A 15,957-nucleotide genomic window follows, 5' to 3' on the forward strand; every position below is an offset into this window, starting at 1 on the left:
CGTACGGCCGTGAGGCACGGGCACCCGGACCTCACCGGGCGTACGGCACCGCCGTACCGGCACCGGACCGCACCGGCACGGGGACCCGGATCTCACCGTACGACCGGGGTGAACCGCACCGGGAGGGAGGTCAGGCCCCGCATCCACACCGACGGACGCCAGGTCAGCGCCTCGGGCTCCACGCCGAGCACCACGTCCGGCAGCCGCTCCAGCAGCGTCTCGACCGCCGTCCGGGCGATGACGTCGGCCAGCAGCGGTGCCGGATAGGGGCAGCGGTGCTCACCGCTGCTGAACGACAGATGCGCGGAGTTCTCCGCACCGATCCGGCCCTCAGGCCAGATCTGGGGATCGGTGTTGGCCGCCGCGAGCCCCAGGACCACGCAGTCGCCCGCCCGGATCTGGCGCCCGGCGAGCTGGGTGTCGCGCACGGCCCACCGGCCGATGAAGTTCTGGGTGGGGGTCTCCAGCCAGAGCACCTCGTTCAGCGCCTGGCCGACACTCAGCCGCCCCCCGGAGACGCTCAGGGCGAAGCGCTCGTCCGTCAGCAGCAGCCGCAGGGTGTTGCAGATCCAGTTGGCCGTCGGCTGCTGAGCCGCCGCGATGACCGTGATCAGGTCCTGGACGACCTCCTCGTCCGTCAGCTGCGCGGGATGGCCCAGCATCCGGGAGGTGACATCGGGCCCCGGCGCGGACCGCTTGTCCTTGACGAGCCGCTGGATGCGCTCCTGCACCCGGACGTACGCGGACACCGGATCGTCGCCCTCGTGCGCGTCGAGCGAGATCCGCAGATCGTGCACCAGGTCCTCGGCGTCGGCAGTGCCCGCGGGCATGCCGCACATCTGGACGGCGGCCCGCATCGGCAGGGCGTGGGCGTACGAGGACATCAGCTCGGCCCGCCCGCTGCCCGCGAACAGATCGATCAGATGGTCCGCGATCCGCCGGCTCCAGTGGCCGAGTTCGAACTGGTCGACGCCCTCCAGCGCCTCGGTGATCACTCCCGCGCGCCGCTGGTGCTCCGCCCCCTCGGCGAAGAGCACGGACGGCTGGTAGCCGACGAACGGCATCAGCGGCCAGTCGGCCGGGATCTGCGACCACTGGTTCCAGCGCCGTGAGTCACGGGCGAACAGATCGTCGTGGCCGGTCACATAGGTGACCTCGGCGTACCCGAGCACCAGCCAGGCCGGAATGCCGCCGTCGAGCAGGATCGGGGCGACCGCCCCGTGCTCCCGGCGCATGCTGCGGTACAGCTCCGACGGCGACTGCTGGAACGCCGTGCCGCTCAGCGGAACCGCACCCGCGTGGGAGGGGCAGCCCGGGGGAGCCCCCGGAGCCCCGCCACCGGGACCGGGCGCCGGGGATCCGGAGGCCGGTCCGGGGCCGGGGGGCGGGCCTTGCGCGGGTCCCGTGCGGTCGGTCATGGGGTCATCTCCCGGGACATGGCCAGTTCGCGAAGGTGTTTGACGAGGCTGAGCAGCACGTGTTTGCCCGACGAGCGGACCCGGGCGTCGCAGTCGACCAGCGGTACATGCGGCGCCAGCGACAGTGCCTGCCGTATCTCTGCCAGGGAGAACGCGGCCGGATCGTTGTCGAAGCGGTTGACCGCCACCACGAACGGCGTGCCGTGGTTCTCCAGCCGGTCGATGGCGTACCAGGAGTCGCTCATCCGACGGGTGTCGACCAGCACCACGGCACCGAGCGTACCCGCGAAGAGCCGGTCCCACAGAAACCAGAACCGCTCCTGGCCCGGTGCCCCGAACAGATACAGGACCATGCGGTCGTTGAGGCTGATCCGCCCGAAGTCGAAGGCCACGGTCGTGGTCGACTTCTTCGAGGGGCCGGCGGTCTCGTCGAGTCCGATGCCCGCCTGAGTCATCACCTCCTCCGTGTTCAGGGGACGGATCTCGCTGACCGACTTGACCAGCGTCGTCTTGCCGACGCCGAAGCCGCCCACGATGACGATCTTGAGCCCCGTCTCGACGGAGTCGACCAGGGGAGTGCGGCCGGGCAGTTCAGAGGTTGCGGAGTCCATGGAGCACCTCCTCCAGAAGAGCCGAGTCGGGCAGGCCGATCAGCGAGCGCGCGGCCCGCGGACGGCGTGCGGTGATACGCCCCGTCGCCAGGAGGTCGCCGAGCAGGATCCGTACGACCGTGACCGGGAGCCGCAGCTCCGCCGAGATCTCGACGACCGAGATCGGATGCCGGCACAGATCCAGGATCCGTACGTGCTCCGACTGCATCCCCGGCGACGGATCGCACTCACTGACGATCAGTGTCACCAGGTCGAAGGTGTCGTCCTCGGGGCGGCTGCGGCCCCCGGTCACGGTGTAGAGCCGGTCGGGATCCCCCATGTCGACGGGGCGGCGGGTCATGAGGGCTGATTCTCCCGGGCTGTTCGCACCCGCGGCTCGGCGTGCAGATGCTCGCCGATCTGCTCGATCAGCTCGGTCATCTGGTGGCCGACGGCGCCCGGATCGGCGCCGTCGTCGGCCACGACCGCGAGATGGGCGCCGTCACCGGCCTCCACGATGAACAGCAGTCCGCCGTGGAACTCGGTCATCGAGTGCCGTACGCCCCCGCTGCCGTCGCCGAACTCGGCCGACGCGCCCTGGGCCAGTGCCTGGATGCCCGAGCAGATCGCGGCGAGCTGGTCGGCCTGGTCCAGCGTCAGATGCGGGGTCCAGCACAGCTTCAGTCCGTCACGGGAGAGCACCAGGGCGTGCCGGGTGCCCGGAGTGCGTTCGAGCAGGCTTTCCAGTAGCCAGGTCAGGCTGTTGTCGGTGGTCTGCATGGTCTGCGTGGGCGGGTGCTTCCCGGTGGTCGGGTCCCGGCCCGTGCCTCCTGTCTCACGGTTCATGGACATGCTGGTCTGGCGGGAGGGGCCCGCCTCCGCTACTCCTGCGGGGGTCCGTCCGGGGTGCCGTCGTGATCGCGCTGTTCACCGTGGACCGGGTGGTCGTTCCGCGGCTTGCGTGAGCGGTGGAAGGCCCCGAACTGCGTTCCGGCGTCCCGCTGCCGGGGCAGCCCCCGCGCTCCGGTGCCCTCGGCGTCCGTCCTGCCCCGGTCGGCGGCGGCCATGGTGCGCCCCCGGGGGCGTACGGGCAGTCCGTTCGGCGTCGCGACCCGGGGGGTGTTCCCCGGCGGGAAGACGGGGGCGGGCGGTGCGGTCGGGGTCGTCGCGGGAGCGGAGTCGGCGGAGTACGCGCCCGGAGCGGGGCCGTGGCCCGGGGAGGCGTCTTCGGGGCGTGCCGTCGTGCCGGTGCCCGCCGCCGCGCCGGTGGCCGTGCCGGTTCCGTTGGCGGGGCGCCCGGAGGGCTCGGCCCGGATGCCCCGCGACTGGTGCAGGAGCTGCGGCGGGAACAGCACCACGACCCCGGTGCCGCCCCTGGAGGAGGGCCGGAAGTTGACGGTCATGTTGTACTTGGCGGCCAGCATGCCGACCACCACGAGCCCGATCCGGGTACTGCGGAGCCGGGCGAGGTCGGTGACCTTCGCCGAAACGGCCTCCTCGGCGCGCCGCAGCGCCGGGCCGGTCATCTTCAGTCCGCTGTCCTCGACGGTGACGACCAGGCCGGCCGTGCGCTCCTCGACGTAGACATGGACCTCGTCGATCGGCGGAGAGAAGTTCGCGGCGTTGTCGATGAGCTCGGCCAGCAGATGCATCACACCCTCGGCCGCGTACCCGGCGACCGACACCGTACTGGAGGAGTGCAGCCGGACCCGCCGGTAGGAGGCGATCCGGCCGACCGCGCCGCGCAGGATGCTCTCCATGCCGATCGGCTTGTTCCAGGTACGGCTCGCCCGGCCGCCCATCAGCAGGGCCAGCCGGTCGGTCAGCAGCCCGAGCTGCGAGGTGTTGTGGTCGAGCTTGAGCAGGTCGCCGAACACGTCCTCGCCATAACGATCCTGCATGTCACGCAGATCGGCGAGCATGGTGACGGCCTTCGCCTGCACCCGGCTGAGGGTCTTGGCGCTCGCGCCCATGGCGGCCGAGGCCCGCCTCTCACTGAGCGCGAACTCCCGCACGATCGAGTCCAGGATCACCCGCAGCCGGGCGTCGTCGGGCTGTTCGAGCGCGGCCAGGGCGGTGTCGGCGGACGCGCCGGAGCGCAGCCGCTCGATCGCCGCGGGCAGAGTCCGGGCCGTCAGCCGGTCCAGATCGTCGGCCGACCGCGCAAGCCGCTGCACCGCGCTCGCCCCGGCGGCGCTCGCGGTCCTGGCATGCTGCTCGCAGGCGGCGAGCTCGGTGGTGAACCTCTGGAGCACCAGCCGCAGTTGCCCGTCGGCGGGCGGGGACGTGCTGGCGAGGACGTTGTCGGAACTCTCGCCGTCACGCAGCCGTTTGACGACCGAGGGGAGCGTGACGTTCACCAGATGGGCGGCTTCCGCGCCCGACTGCGCGGACTGCGTCTGGAGGGCCCGGAGTTCGCCGTCCGCCGCGATCGCGGCGGTCCGCAGTCTGCGCGAGCCGAGGGCGGCCACGGCGACCGTCACGGCCACCCATGCCCAGGCGACCGCGAGCGTGACCGCCACCCAGGCCCGGGCCGGGTCCGGAGCCGCCGCCACCGCCGCGCCACCGGCCGCCGCCGCCACCGCGACCGAGGCCAGCGGAACGGCGAGCGGCACGGGCCGTGGTGTTCGTATCCGGTGCGGGTTCGGTGCGACTGGCACGGACATGCGGTCCCTCGCTGCTCGAAGTCCGGGGAGATCCAGGGAGTTCGGACGGGCCGACCGGCGGGCATCGGCCGAACACAGGGGCGGGCACCGGAGGTTGACGGTGATCTTCCGCACTTATGTGGCGCTCATGCTAGTCACGGGCCACTCCCGGAGCGCCCGCTCAGCACGGACTCCCCACAGAATGGAGGACTTAGTCCCGAAGTCACTGTGCCGGGTCGGGGATCGTGGTAAGCGGTGAACCCTGAGCGGTTTTGTCAGGGTGGCTGCTAGAAGTGGTGGACGCTGTGGGAAACAGAGTGGCGGATGCGACGAAAGTGGCCGGAGTTCACCGCTGAAGTGGCCCGATCGGGCGAGGAAGCGATGGTTTTCGGCCATCCGGTCCGAGGGTGGTGTGCCCATGGGGTGAACATCACAGCGGTGGGCCCCCGCCCCCGGGGGTCCGGCGGACTACCGTGAGTGGGTGCCCAAGAACAGAAACACGTTCTCATTCTCGGCGCCTTCCGCCTGGTGGCGAGGGGTGCTGACCCGCACGGTCCACCGGGCCTGGCGCTGGGCGCAGGAGGCGGGCGCCGTCACGGCCGAGCACCCCGGGCGGCTGCGCTTCCGCAGCCTGGGCGAGGGCACGCGGCTGGCGTTTCCGCAGGGCACGGTGTTCGGGGAGCCGTGGATCGAGCTGGGCGACCACTGCGTGATCGCCGAACAGGTGACCCTCACGGCGGGCATGATGCCCGGGCTGGATCTGGGTGCCGAACCCGTCCTGACCGTGGGGAACGGTGTGGTCCTCGGCCGCGGCAGCCATGTCGTCGCCGACACCCGGGTGACCATCGGCCCGGATACGTACTGCGGTCCGTATGTCTACATCACGTCGACCAATCACAGCTACGACGATCCGCACGAGCCGGTGGGCAGGCAGTGGCCGCGCACCGAGGAGGTCGAGATCGGACCCGGCTGCTGGCTGGGCGCCGGGGCCGTGGTCCTGCCCGGCGCGCGCCTCGGCCGCAATGTCGTGGTCGCGGCGGGCGCGGTCGTACGGGGAGTCGTGCCCGACCACTCGGTGGTGGCGGGGGCTCCGGCCCGGGTCGTACGGAGCTGGGATCCGGTCCGCGGCTGGGAGCCGCCCCTGAGGACGCCCGCTCCCGTGCCGATTCCGGACGGCATCACTTCGGAGCAGCTGCTCGCTCTCGCGGAGCTGGAGAAGCGGGCGGAGGGCTGACGGCACGGGCGGGCCAGCGGGGTCCGCCCGGACGGCCGGTGTCCGGCCCCACCCGTCTCGGGCGTTCGGCCGGGGACCCCCGAGGCGGGCCCGGGGAAAAGTGCGGCGCCCGGGGGCACCGCTTCCGTGGTCACCGTCGGAGCCGATGCCTCCACGGGGCGGGGCGCTCCCGTGGCCGGGGAGGCCGGCGGGCCGAGCGGCACGCGGTCACGGCCGGCCCGGAGTCGGCGCTCACGGGACCGCCCGGTCAGCCGGTGGCCAGCAGGACCGTGCCCACCAGCGCGAGCCCCGCGCCGGTCGCCTGGATCACCCGCAATCGTTCTCTGAGCAGGACGAGCGCGGCGAGCACCGTTACCACCGGGTAGAGGTTCGCCAGGACCGCCGCGACGGTGACGGGACCGGCCTGCGCGGCCAGCGCGTACAGACCGTTGGCCGCCACGTCCGCAAGCCCCACGAACGCGAGCGGCAGGAACGCGGCCCGGATCACCCGCATCCCGCCTTCCTGCGGCAGGGCCCGCCCGCCGCGCCGCACCGAGACGCAGAGCGCCGCGGCGCCGATGACGACATTGGTGACACGCTGGACGAAGAGCGAGAGGAACAGCCCGGTGACGGTGGACGACGCCTCGGCGATCAGCGCCATCACCGCGCCGAAGCCGAAGGCGGCGGTCAGGGTGAGCGCGATCGCCTGCCGCTGCACGGGCGCACCGCGCAGCTCGGGCCCGCCCGCGAGGACGATGCCCGCCACGGCCACCCCGATCCCCGCGAACTGCAGGACTCCGGGCCGCTCCCCGAGGAGCAGGCCGAGGCAGACCGGCACGGCCACCCCCACGGAGCCGAGCGGCGAGACGACCCCCATGGGCCCCAGGGCGAGGGCACGGTAGAAACAGAGGAGCGCCACCGGGCCGACGGCGCCCGCCGCCACCGCGTACCAGAGCTGGGGTCCCGCCTCCCGCCACGCGCTCGTGGCGATCACGATCACGCCGAGAACGACCGCCGCGATCGCCTGGGAGGCGACGACGACCGTGGCGGCCGGTATGCGGCGGGTCAGCAGGCCGCCGCCGAAGTCGGCCAGTCCCCAGAGCAGGGCGGTGGCCAGCGCGAGCAGTGCGACCATGGGGAAGACCTCGCAGTACAGTGCGTTGAACAATTGGGTGCACCACACCGTAGTGCAAGATAATGGACTCTGTCATTCACTCCAATGGACGGAATGTGTCGGACCTCGACCAGTTGACTCAGTCGCTCGCCCGCAATCTCAAGCGCTGGCGCGGTGAGCGGGGGTTTACGCTCGACGCCCTCGCCGCCCGGGCCGGGGTGAGCCGTGGAATGATCATCCAGATCGAGCAGGCGCGGACGAACCCGAGTGTGGGGACCACGGTGAAGCTCGCCGACGCGCTCGGCGTCAGCATCACCACGCTCCTCGACTACGAACGGGGCCCGCAGGTCCGGCTGGTCCCGCCCGAAGGGGCCGTACGGCTGTGGACCACGCCCGCCGGCAGTTTCAGCAGACTGCTGATCGGCACGGAGAAGCCCGGCCCGCTGGAGATGTGGAGCTGGCGGCTGATGCCCGGCGAGGGCAGCGGCTCCGATCCGCACCCCGGCGGCACCGTCGAACTCCTCCATGTCACCGCGGGTGTGCTCACGCTCGTCGTGGACGGTGTGGAGCACTCCGTGGGGGCGGGCGCTTCGGCGGCCTTCGAGGCGAATGTCCCGCACATGTACCGCAACGACGGCGAGGAGACGGTGACGATGACCATGACGGTCTCGGTACCGCCCGTGCGCTGAACCGCCCCGCCCTCGCGGAGTCGGTGCGCGCCGCTGTTAGCGTGACGTGTATGCACGCTCCCCTCGGCGCCTTCGACGACGCCCGCCCCGCCGCCGACTGCCTCGATCTGCTGACCGCGCCCGTCGTCGGTGCCGTACGCGCCTGGTCCGGCGCCGTGCCCGCCGAGCAACTGATCTACGTCGACACCGATCCGCGGATCGCGGACACGGCCGCCTTCGTCGAGCACCACGGACGCGAACTCCTCGACTGCTCGGCGAACTGCGTCGTCGTCGCGGGAAAGCGCGGCGGCGAGACCACGCTCGCGGGCTGCCTCGTCCCCTCCAGTGCGCGCGTCGACGTCAACGGAGTCGTCCGCAGACAGCTGGGCGCCCGCAAGGCGTCGTTCGCGTCGATGGACACGGCCGTCGGGGAGACCGGCATGGAGTACGGCGGGATCACCCCCATCGGCCTGCCCGCCGGCTGGCCGCTGCTGGTGGACTCCCTCGTGGTCGACATGCCCTGGGTGCTCATCGGCAGCGGAAGCCGGCGCGGAAAACTCATCGTGCCCGGCAAGGCGTTCACCGCGCTGCCGGGCGCGGTGGTCCTGGACGGCCTCGGCGTCTGAGCCGGTGACCCTGCCCCGGGGCTTCAGCCCAGTCGCGGAATCTCGATCGCGGGGCAGCGGTCCATGACCATGTCGAGCCCGGCCGCGCGGGTGCGCTCGTACGCCTCCTCGTCGATCACGTCCAGCTGGAACCAGACCGCCTTCGCGCCGATCGACACGGCCTCGTCGGCGACCGGACCGGCGAGGCCGGAGTTGACGAACACATCGACCACGTCGACGTCGAAGGGGATGTCCGCGAGCGTCGCGTAACCCTGCTCGCCGTGGACGGTCTCGGCCTTGGGGTGGACCGGCACCACGCGCTTGCCGAAGCGCTGGAGGACTCGCGCGACCCCGTACGCCGCCCGTGACGCGTTGTCGGACAGGCCGACCACCGCCCACGTGTCGCCCGTCGAGGTCAGAATCCTGCGGATCGTCTCACTGTCTGCGTACATACCTTCGACAACGGGCGACCCGTACGGACCATTCCCCTCCGCGTGCACTCGTACGGGTGATGCATAGGGTGGTCGGATGCAGGAGCAGTACCGGACGGTCGCCCGCGAGGGTGTCCACGAGACCGAGATCAGCAGATCGCGCTTCATCTGCGCGCTCGCACCCGCCGCGACCGAGGAGGAGGCGCAGGCGTTCGTCGCCCGTGTCCGCAGGGAGCACCCGGCCGCCACCCACAACTGCTTCGCCTACGTCATCGGCGCCGACGCCTCCGTGCAGAAGGCGAGCGACGACGGCGAACCGGGCGGCACCGCCGGGGTGCCCATGCTCCAGATGCTGATGCGTCGTGACATCCGCTACGCCGTGGCCGTCGTCACCCGGTACTACGGCGGGGTCAAACTCGGCGCCGGCGGGCTGATCCGGGCGTACGGGGGAGTGGTCGGCGAGGCTCTCGACGCGCTGGGCACCCTCACCCGGCAGCGCTTCCGGCTCGCCACCGTCACCGTCGACCACCAGCGGGCGGGAAAACTGGAGAACGATCTCCGGGCCACCGGCCGCGCCGTGCGTGATGTCCGGTATGAGGAGAACGTCACCATCGAGATCGGGCTGCCCGACGCCGACGTCGACGCCTTCCGCGCCTGGCTGGCCGATATCACCGCGGGAACAGCGGTGCTGGAGTTGGGTGGTGAGGCGTATGGGGACGCCTGATTCCACCGGAACCTCCGAAGCCCCACGCGTTGTCAGACCCCGCCGTTACTCTCGGGGATCATGAGATTCCTGCATACGTCGGACTGGCACCTGGGGCGTTCGCTCCACCGGGTGAGCATGCTCGACGCCCAGGCCGCCTTCCTCGACCACCTGGTGGCGACGGTGCGCGAGCACGAGGTGGACGCGGTGCTGGTGGCGGGAGACGTCTACGACCGGGCCGTGCCCCCGCTCGCCGCGGTGCGGCTGTACGACGACGCGCTGCACCGCCTCGCCGCCGAGGGCGTGCCGACCGTGATGATCTCGGGCAACCACGACTCGGCGCGGCGGCTGGGCGTCGGGGCCGGGCTGATCGAGCGCGCCGGAATCCATCTGCGCACCGATCCCGCGGCCAGCGACACCCCGGTGGTGCTCTCCGACCGCCACGGCGACGTGGTGTGCTACGGACTGCCGTATCTGGAACCGGCCCTGGTGAAGGACGAGTTCAAGACGGACAAGGCCCGCCACGAGGCCGTGCTCGGTGCCGCGATGGACCGCGTGCGGGCCGACCTCGCGACCCGTCCGGCGGGCACCCGCTCCCTGGTCCTCGCCCATGCCTTCGTCGCCGGTGGCCGGGTGAGCGACAGCGAGCGGGACATCACCGTCGGCGGCGTCTCGGCCGTGCCCGCCGAGGTCTTCCACGGCGTGGACTATGTGGCCCTCGGGCATCTGCACGGCTGCCAGACCCTCACCGACCGCGTGCGCTACTCCGGATCGCCCCTCGCCTACTCCTTCTCCGAGGCCGCCCACCGCAAGACCATGTGGCTCGTCGACCTCGGCGCCGACGGGGGGATCCGCGCCGAGCGCGTCGACTGCCCCGTGCCCCGGCCGCTCGCCCGGCTGCGCGGCACGCTCGACGCCCTGCTCGACGACCCGGCGCTCGACCGGCACGAGCGGTCGTTCGTCGAGGCGACGCTCACGGACGCGGTCCGTCCGTCCGACCCGATGGCGCGGCTCGGCGCCCGCTTTCCGCACACGCTGAGCCTGGTCTTCGAGCCCGAGCGCACCCCCGACGGCCGGGCCGCCGCGTCGTACGCACAGCGGCTGAAGGGGCGCAGCGACCAGCAGGTCGCGGAGGACTTCGTCGCGCATGTGCGCGGCGGCACCGGTCCGGACGAGCGGGAGCGCACCGTCCTGCGGGCGGCGTTCGACGACGTACGGGTGGCGGAGACCGTGAACGAGGGGGCGGTTCGGCGTGGGTGAATCCACGGAGGGGGCGGGCGGTTCCGGCGATGTCGCCGGAGCCGTGCCGGGCGGCGCGGTGCTGGTGGGGGCTGTGCCGGTGGGGGCGGGGCCGGTCCGCGCCGTCCTCGCGGGCGCGGAAGCCGTCGGGGCCGGGCGGGTGGCGGCCGGGGCCGTGCCGGTCGGGCCTGTGCCCGTCGGGGTTGCGTGCGAGGTGGCCGGGTGAGACTCCACCGGCTGTCCCTCACCGCCTTCGGCCCCTTCGGAGCCGTGCAGGAGGTGGACTTCGACACCCTGGCCGCCGACGGGATCTTCCTGCTCCACGGGCCGACGGGCGCGGGCAAGACCTCGGTGCTCGACGCCGTGTGCTTCGCGCTGTACGGGGCCGTGCCCGGCGCCCGGCAGGCTCCCGGCGCCTCCCTGCGCAGCGACCACGCCGAGTCCGGCACCCTCACCGAGGTACTGCTCGACCTGACCGTCGCGGGACGGCGGCTGGAGATCACCCGCAGCCCTGCCCAGCCCCGCCCCAAGAAGAACGGCAAGGGCTTCACCACCGAGCGGGCCCAGTGCCGGCTGCGCGAGTACGACGCGGAGAGCGGCGCATGGCGGGCGCTGAGCCGCTCCCATCAGGAGATCGGCGAGGAGATCACCCAACTCGTCGGGATGAGCCGTGACCAGTTCTGCCAGGTCGTGCTGTTGCCGCAGGGCGACTTCGCCCGCTTTCTGCGCGCCGACGCCGAAGCCCGTGGAAGGCTCCTCGGCCGCCTCTTCGACACCCGGCGGTTCGCCGCCGTCGAGGAGCGCCTCGCGGACCGCCGACGGGCGGCGGAAGCACGGGTGAGAACCGGTGACGAGCGCCTTCTGGCGATCGCGCACAAGATCGAGCAGGCGGCGGGCCCGGCGGCCGGTGACTGGCCGCCGCCCGCACAGCACCCGGGGGAACCGGGGCTCGCCGATGCCGTACTGGAGTGGGCGGCCGTCGCCCGCTCGGGCGCGCGGGAGCAACTGACCGTGGCCGAATGCGCCCTCGCCGCCACCGGGAGCCGCCAGTCCGCCGCGCGGTCCGCGCTGGACGGCGAGCGCGAACGGGACGGGCTGCAGCGGCGGTACGAGGACGCCCGGCGCCGCCGCGCGACACTGGAGGAGCGGCAGCCCGAGTCCGAGGCGCTCCAGGCCCGGCTGGACCGAGCCCGCAAGGCCGAGCGGGTGAGCCCCGAGCTGAAGCTCCGGGACGACGCCGAGGACGACCACCGCACCGCGGCCGCCGCCCTGGAGCGGGTACGCGCGGCGCTGCCGCCCGACCTCGTCGACGCGGGCGCGGCCCAGCTCACGGAGCTGGAGCGGCGGCTCCGCCAGGACCTCGGGGGGCTCGACGCCGCGCGCCGCGCCGAGCGGCGCAGCGAGGAGATCACCCGCGAGCGCGCCGAACTCGACCGCCAGGCCCGGGCCGACGAGGAGATCCTCCAGGACGCCGAGGGCTGGCTCGCGGGCTGGGACACCCTCCGCCACGGCCACCAGGAGCGCGTCACCGCCGCCCAGGAGGCGGCCACCCGCGCCGAGCACCTCGCCGGCCGGCTCGACCCCGCCCGCCGCAGACTGCGCGCGGCGCGCGAGCGGGACCGCCTCACGGCCCGTGCGCTCACGGCCGAGGAAGATCTGCGCGAGGCCCGCGACCGGGCGGTGGAGGCCCGGGAGAGCTGGCTCGACCTCAAGGAGCGCCGTCTGCTGGGGATGGCGGCGGAGCTGGCGGCCGCCCTCGTCCCCGGTCGGCCCTGCACGGTCTGCGGCTCCGCGGAGCACCCCGAACCGGCCCCTGCCCTGAAGGACCAGGTCGCGCCCGCCGACGAGGACGCGGCCTACGAGCACTACACCCGCGCGGACGAGGCGAAGTCCGCCGCCGCACGGGAACTGGCCGTCGTACGGGAGGCCCTGGCGACCGCGGCCCAGGAGGCCCGGGAGGGCGGGGAAGCGGGGCAGGACGAGGAGACGGGGACCCGGCGGGTGCCGGAGGACGGGCAGGCCACCGGCGGAGCCGTCGTCACGGACCAGGACCCCGAGGCCGGTGAACTGGACTCCCTTGTACGGCAGCTGGAGAGGGAGCATCGCGAGGCCCATGAGCTCGCCTCCGGGACGCACGCCGCCCGGGAGGCTCTCGACCGCGCCGAGCGCGAGCACGAGAAGCGGGTCTCGGCGCTTCAGCTGGCCGAGCAGAGGGTGGCCGCGCGCACCTCGGCCCGGGAAGCGCTCGACCGTGAACAGGCCGGGCTCGGCCGGGAACTGGAGCGCGCGCGTGGGGGCGAGCGGAGTGTCGCCGAACACGCCGCCGTACTGGAGCGCCGGGCGAAGCTGCTCGCCGACGCCGCCGAGGCCGTTCGCGCCCACGACCTCACCGCGCGAAGCCTGAAGGAGGCCGACGCCCGGCTCTCCGACGCCGCGTACCGGGCCGGCTTCGACACCCCGGGGGCGGTCGCGGAAGCCCTGCTGGACGACGGGGAGCACCGCGACTTCCAGCGCCGTATCGACGCCTGGCAGACGGAGGCCGCCGCGGTCGCCGACCGTCTCGCCGAGCGGGACGCCCGCGCCGCCGCGGATCAGCCCCCCGCCGATGTCGCGGCCGCGCAGGCGGCGTACGACACCGCCGAGCGCGCTCTCCGCGACGCCAACTCCGTGCTGGCCGCCGCCCGCGAGCGCTGTGCCGAGCTCACCCGGCTGTCGCGTGAGGCGGCCGCCGAGATCCTGGGGCTCGGCCCGCTGCGCGAGGAGTACGACCGGGTGGCCCGGCTCGCCGCTCTGACCGCGGGCACCTCCGCCGACAACGGACGCCGGATGCGCCTGGAGTCGTACGTCCTGGCCGCCCGTCTCGAACAGGTCGCGACGGCGGCCACCGTACGGCTCCAGCGGATGTCCGCCGGCCGGTACACCCTGGTGCACTCCGACGCGCGTGCCGGAGGAAAGCGCGCCGGGCTCGGGCTCCATGTCGTCGACTCCTGGACCGGCCGCGAGCGCGACACGGCGACCCTCTCCGGCGGTGAGACCTTCTTCGCCAGCCTGGCGCTGGCGCTCGGCCTCGCCGACGTCGTCACGGACGAGGCCGGAGGGGTACGACTGGACACCCTGTTCATCGACGAGGGTTTCGGCAGCCTCGACGAGCAGACCCTGGACGAGGTCCTCGACGTGCTCGACTCCCTGCGCGAACGGGACCGCAGCGTCGGCATCGTCAGCCATGTCGCCGATCTGCGCCGGCGTATCCCCACCCAGCTCGAAGTCGTCAAGGAGCGGCACGGCTCGGTGGTCCGGCTGCGGACGGCTCCGCTCAGCGGCTGACCGGGCCCCGCCCCGGCCGTCCGCAGGGCAGCCGGGGCAGGCCGGTCCCACACGGGCGGACCGGCTCCCGGTCCGTCGGCGCGGGTCCCGCCCGTCCGCAGCCCTGCCGCGGCCTTTTGCGGGGACGGACCAGCCCGCGTGCGTACGCGGCCTTCCGCGCCGATGTCCGGACGGGCCGCGACGCCCGGGGCATCGGCCCGGAAGACCGGTTCCCGCCTGTCCGGTGTCGACGGGCGAGGGCGGCCGGGCCCTTGACCAGCCCGGCCGCGTGCTCGCCGTCAGAGCTTCGACAGCTCGTCGACCAGATCGTCGAGGCCCAGGGAGCCCTGCGACAGCGCGGCCATGTGCCACGCCTTCGCGTCGAACGCGTCGCCGTGCGCCTTGCGGGCGTTCTCGCGCCCCAGGAGCCAGGCCCGTTCACCGAGCTTGTAGCCGATGGCCTGGCCGGGCATCGACAGATAGCGCGTCAGCTCGCTCTCCACGAAGTCCGCGGGACGTCCGCTGTGGTTGCCGAAGAACTCCTGCGCCAACTCGGGCGTCCAGTGCTCACCCGGGTGGAACGGCGAATCCGCCGGGATCTCCAGCCCCAGGTGCATGCCGATGTCCACGATGACCCGGCAGGCCCGCATCATCTGGGCGTCGAGATAGCCGAGCCGGCGCTCCGGGTCGGGCAGGAAGCCCAGCTCGTCCATGAGCCGCTCCGCATACAGCGCCCAGCCCTCGCAGTTGGCGCTGACCCCGCCGACCGTCGCCTGGTAGCGGGAGAGCTGGTCCGCGACGTGCACCCACTGCGCGAGCTGGAGATGATGGCCGGGTACCCCCTCGTGGTACCAGGTCGACACCAGGTCGTACACCGGGAAGCGGGTGGCGCCCATGGTCGGCAGCCAGGTCTGGCCGGGCCGGGAGAAGTCCTCGGAGGGGCTGGTGTAGTAGGGGGCGGCGGCACTGCCCGGAGGAGCGATGCGGGACTCCACCCTGCGTACCTGCTCGGCGAGTTCGAAGTGGGTGCCGTCCAGCGCCTCGATCGCCTCGTCCATCAGCTCCTGGAGCCAGACGCGGACCTCGTCGACGCCCTCGATATGGCGGCCGTGCTCGTCGAGGTGCGCGAGCGCCTCCCAGGGGCCGGAGCCCGGAAGGATCTTGTCCGCCTCCGCCTTCATCTCGGTGAGCAGCCGGTGGTACTCCGACCAGCCGTACGCGTACGCCTCGTCGAGATCGAGGTCGGTGCCGTTGAAGTAGCGCGACCAGCGGGCGTAGCGCTCACGGCCCACGGTGTCGGGAGCGTCCGCGACGGCCGGGGCGTACACCTCGCGCATCCAGTCCCGCAGCGCGGTCAGGGCGCCGGTGGCGGTACGGGCCGCCGCGTCGAGTTCGGCGCGCAGCGCCTCGGGGCCGTCCGCGACGAACTCCTCGAACCAGCTGCGGTCGGTGCCGATCCACTCCGTCAGCTGGCCGATGTTCGTCCGGGTGGCCCGGGGGCCGCCGAAGAGCTTGCGCTCCAGGCCCAGTTCCAGGGACGCGCGATAGCCCTCCAGCGCGTCCGGCACCGCGCGCAGGCGCTGGGCGACGGCGGCCCACTCTTCGTCGGTTCCCGTCGGTGTCACCGTGAAGACCTCACGCACCGAGTGGACGGGTGAGTGCAGATTGCTCACCGTGCGCAGCCCCTCATCGGCCTCGTGCACGGCGAGTTCGGCCGTCAGCCGCTCCCGCAGCAGCCGTCCGCAGCGCCGCTCCGCGTCACTGTCGGCACCGGGCAGCTTCTCGGCCTCGTCGAGCCTGGCGAGAGTGTCCCGGGCGAGCGCCGCGCGCTCCTCCTGACCGGCGGGGGAGTAGTCGGGGAGGCGTCCGGCGCTCTCCTTGACTCCCAGATAGGTGCCGGTGGTGGGATCGAGTTCGATGAGCGCGTCGACATAGGCGTCGGCGACCTGACGGGGCAGCGGGCTGCTGGGAATTACTGACATGAACACATCCTCCATGAGTGAGGGCCTCCGCGTCACCATCGTCCGG

At 72.8% G+C, this 15,957-nt stretch carries 15 protein-coding genes; 7 read left to right on the forward strand and 8 right to left on the reverse strand.

Going from position 1 to position 15,957, the window contains the following annotated elements; all coding sequences use genetic code 11:
- Positions 1–92: 92 nt before the first annotated feature.
- From ACFYT4_RS12835 to ACFYT4_RS12855, 5 genes are all read right to left on the reverse strand, one after another.
- A complete protein-coding gene (locus ACFYT4_RS12835; RefSeq protein WP_389267614.1) occupies positions 93–1,418 on the reverse strand; it encodes a cytochrome P450 in 1,326 nt (441 codons plus the stop codon).
- Positions 1,415–2,029: an ATP/GTP-binding protein gene (locus ACFYT4_RS12840; protein WP_389267615.1), complete on the reverse strand. Its 615-nt coding sequence runs from the start codon at positions 2,027–2,029 to the stop codon at positions 1,415–1,417. The genes ACFYT4_RS12835 and ACFYT4_RS12840 overlap by 4 nt, the downstream gene beginning before the upstream one ends.
- Positions 2,010–2,369 (reverse strand): DUF742 domain-containing protein, encoded by a 360-nt coding sequence (locus ACFYT4_RS12845; protein WP_389267616.1) that lies wholly within the window; start codon positions 2,367–2,369, stop codon positions 2,010–2,012. The genes ACFYT4_RS12840 and ACFYT4_RS12845 overlap by 20 nt, the downstream gene beginning before the upstream one ends.
- The gene (locus ACFYT4_RS12850) at positions 2,366–2,788 is read right to left on the reverse strand and encodes a roadblock/LC7 domain-containing protein (RefSeq protein WP_389267741.1); all 423 of its coding nucleotides are present in this window, start codon (positions 2,786–2,788) and stop codon (positions 2,366–2,368) included. Before ACFYT4_RS12850 ends, ACFYT4_RS12845 begins: the two co-directional genes overlap by 4 nt.
- 101 nt (positions 2,789–2,889) lie before the next feature.
- On the reverse strand, positions 2,890–4,674 hold the full coding sequence (locus ACFYT4_RS12855) for an ATP-binding protein (protein ID WP_389267617.1): 1,785 nt from the start codon (positions 4,672–4,674) through the stop codon (positions 2,890–2,892).
- Between the two features lie 460 nt (positions 4,675–5,134).
- Between ACFYT4_RS12855 and ACFYT4_RS12860 the strand changes: the two genes are divergently transcribed.
- Positions 5,135–5,887, forward strand: coding sequence for an acyltransferase (locus ACFYT4_RS12860; protein ID WP_389267618.1), 753 nt, complete (start codon positions 5,135–5,137; stop codon positions 5,885–5,887).
- Positions 5,888–6,134: 247 nt separating this feature from the next.
- Here ACFYT4_RS12860 and ACFYT4_RS12865 read toward each other — a convergent pair whose 3' ends face one another.
- Complete coding sequence (locus ACFYT4_RS12865; RefSeq protein ID WP_389267743.1) at positions 6,135–7,001, reverse strand: EamA family transporter; 867 nt, start codon at positions 6,999–7,001, stop codon at positions 6,135–6,137.
- 62 nt (positions 7,002–7,063) lie between these two features.
- On the opposite strand from ACFYT4_RS12865, the gene ACFYT4_RS12870 reads away from it, so the two are divergent.
- Both ACFYT4_RS12870 and ACFYT4_RS12875 read left to right on the forward strand, forming a co-directional pair.
- On the forward strand, positions 7,064–7,669 hold the full coding sequence (locus ACFYT4_RS12870) for a helix-turn-helix domain-containing protein (RefSeq protein WP_389267619.1): 606 nt from the start codon (positions 7,064–7,066) through the stop codon (positions 7,667–7,669).
- Positions 7,670–7,719: 50 nt separating this feature from the next.
- Positions 7,720–8,274 carry a YbaK/EbsC family protein gene (locus ACFYT4_RS12875; RefSeq protein ID WP_389267620.1) on the forward strand — a complete coding sequence of 185 codons (555 nt, stop codon included), beginning with the start codon at positions 7,720–7,722 and terminating at the stop codon, positions 8,272–8,274.
- 23 nt (positions 8,275–8,297) lie between these two features.
- Here the strand turns inward: ACFYT4_RS12875 and ACFYT4_RS12880 are convergent, their stop codons facing one another.
- The gene (locus ACFYT4_RS12880; RefSeq protein WP_389267621.1) at positions 8,298–8,705 is read right to left on the reverse strand and encodes a CoA-binding protein; all 408 of its coding nucleotides are present in this window, start codon (positions 8,703–8,705) and stop codon (positions 8,298–8,300) included.
- A 76-nt stretch (positions 8,706–8,781) separates the two neighbouring features.
- On the opposite strand from ACFYT4_RS12880, the gene ACFYT4_RS12885 reads away from it, so the two are divergent.
- The 4 genes from ACFYT4_RS12885 to ACFYT4_RS12900 are packed head-to-tail and all read left to right on the forward strand — an operon-like array spanning position 8,782 to position 13,950.
- Positions 8,782–9,408 (forward strand): YigZ family protein, encoded by a 627-nt coding sequence (locus tag ACFYT4_RS12885; protein WP_389267622.1) that lies wholly within the window; start codon positions 8,782–8,784, stop codon positions 9,406–9,408.
- A 60-nt stretch (positions 9,409–9,468) separates the two neighbouring features.
- On the forward strand, positions 9,469–10,647 hold the full coding sequence (locus ACFYT4_RS12890; RefSeq protein WP_389267623.1) for an exonuclease SbcCD subunit D: 1,179 nt from the start codon (positions 9,469–9,471) through the stop codon (positions 10,645–10,647).
- On the forward strand, positions 10,640–10,852 hold the full coding sequence (locus tag ACFYT4_RS12895) for a hypothetical protein (RefSeq protein WP_389267624.1): 213 nt from the start codon (positions 10,640–10,642) through the stop codon (positions 10,850–10,852). The genes ACFYT4_RS12890 and ACFYT4_RS12895 overlap by 8 nt, the downstream gene beginning before the upstream one ends.
- Positions 10,849–13,950, forward strand: a complete 3,102-nt coding sequence (locus ACFYT4_RS12900) for an AAA family ATPase (RefSeq protein WP_389267625.1) — start codon at positions 10,849–10,851, stop codon at positions 13,948–13,950. Before ACFYT4_RS12895 ends, ACFYT4_RS12900 begins: the two co-directional genes overlap by 4 nt.
- A 278-nt stretch (positions 13,951–14,228) precedes the next feature.
- Here ACFYT4_RS12900 and ACFYT4_RS12905 read toward each other — a convergent pair whose 3' ends face one another.
- Positions 14,229–15,911, reverse strand: coding sequence for a DUF885 domain-containing protein (locus ACFYT4_RS12905; RefSeq protein ID WP_389267626.1), 1,683 nt, complete (start codon positions 15,909–15,911; stop codon positions 14,229–14,231).
- Between the last annotated feature and the right edge of the window lie 46 nt (positions 15,912–15,957).

Origin of the sequence: Streptomyces sp. NPDC004609, from assembly GCF_042873655.1 — a bacterium.
GTDB lineage: Bacteria > Actinomycetota > Actinomycetes > Streptomycetales > Streptomycetaceae > Streptomyces.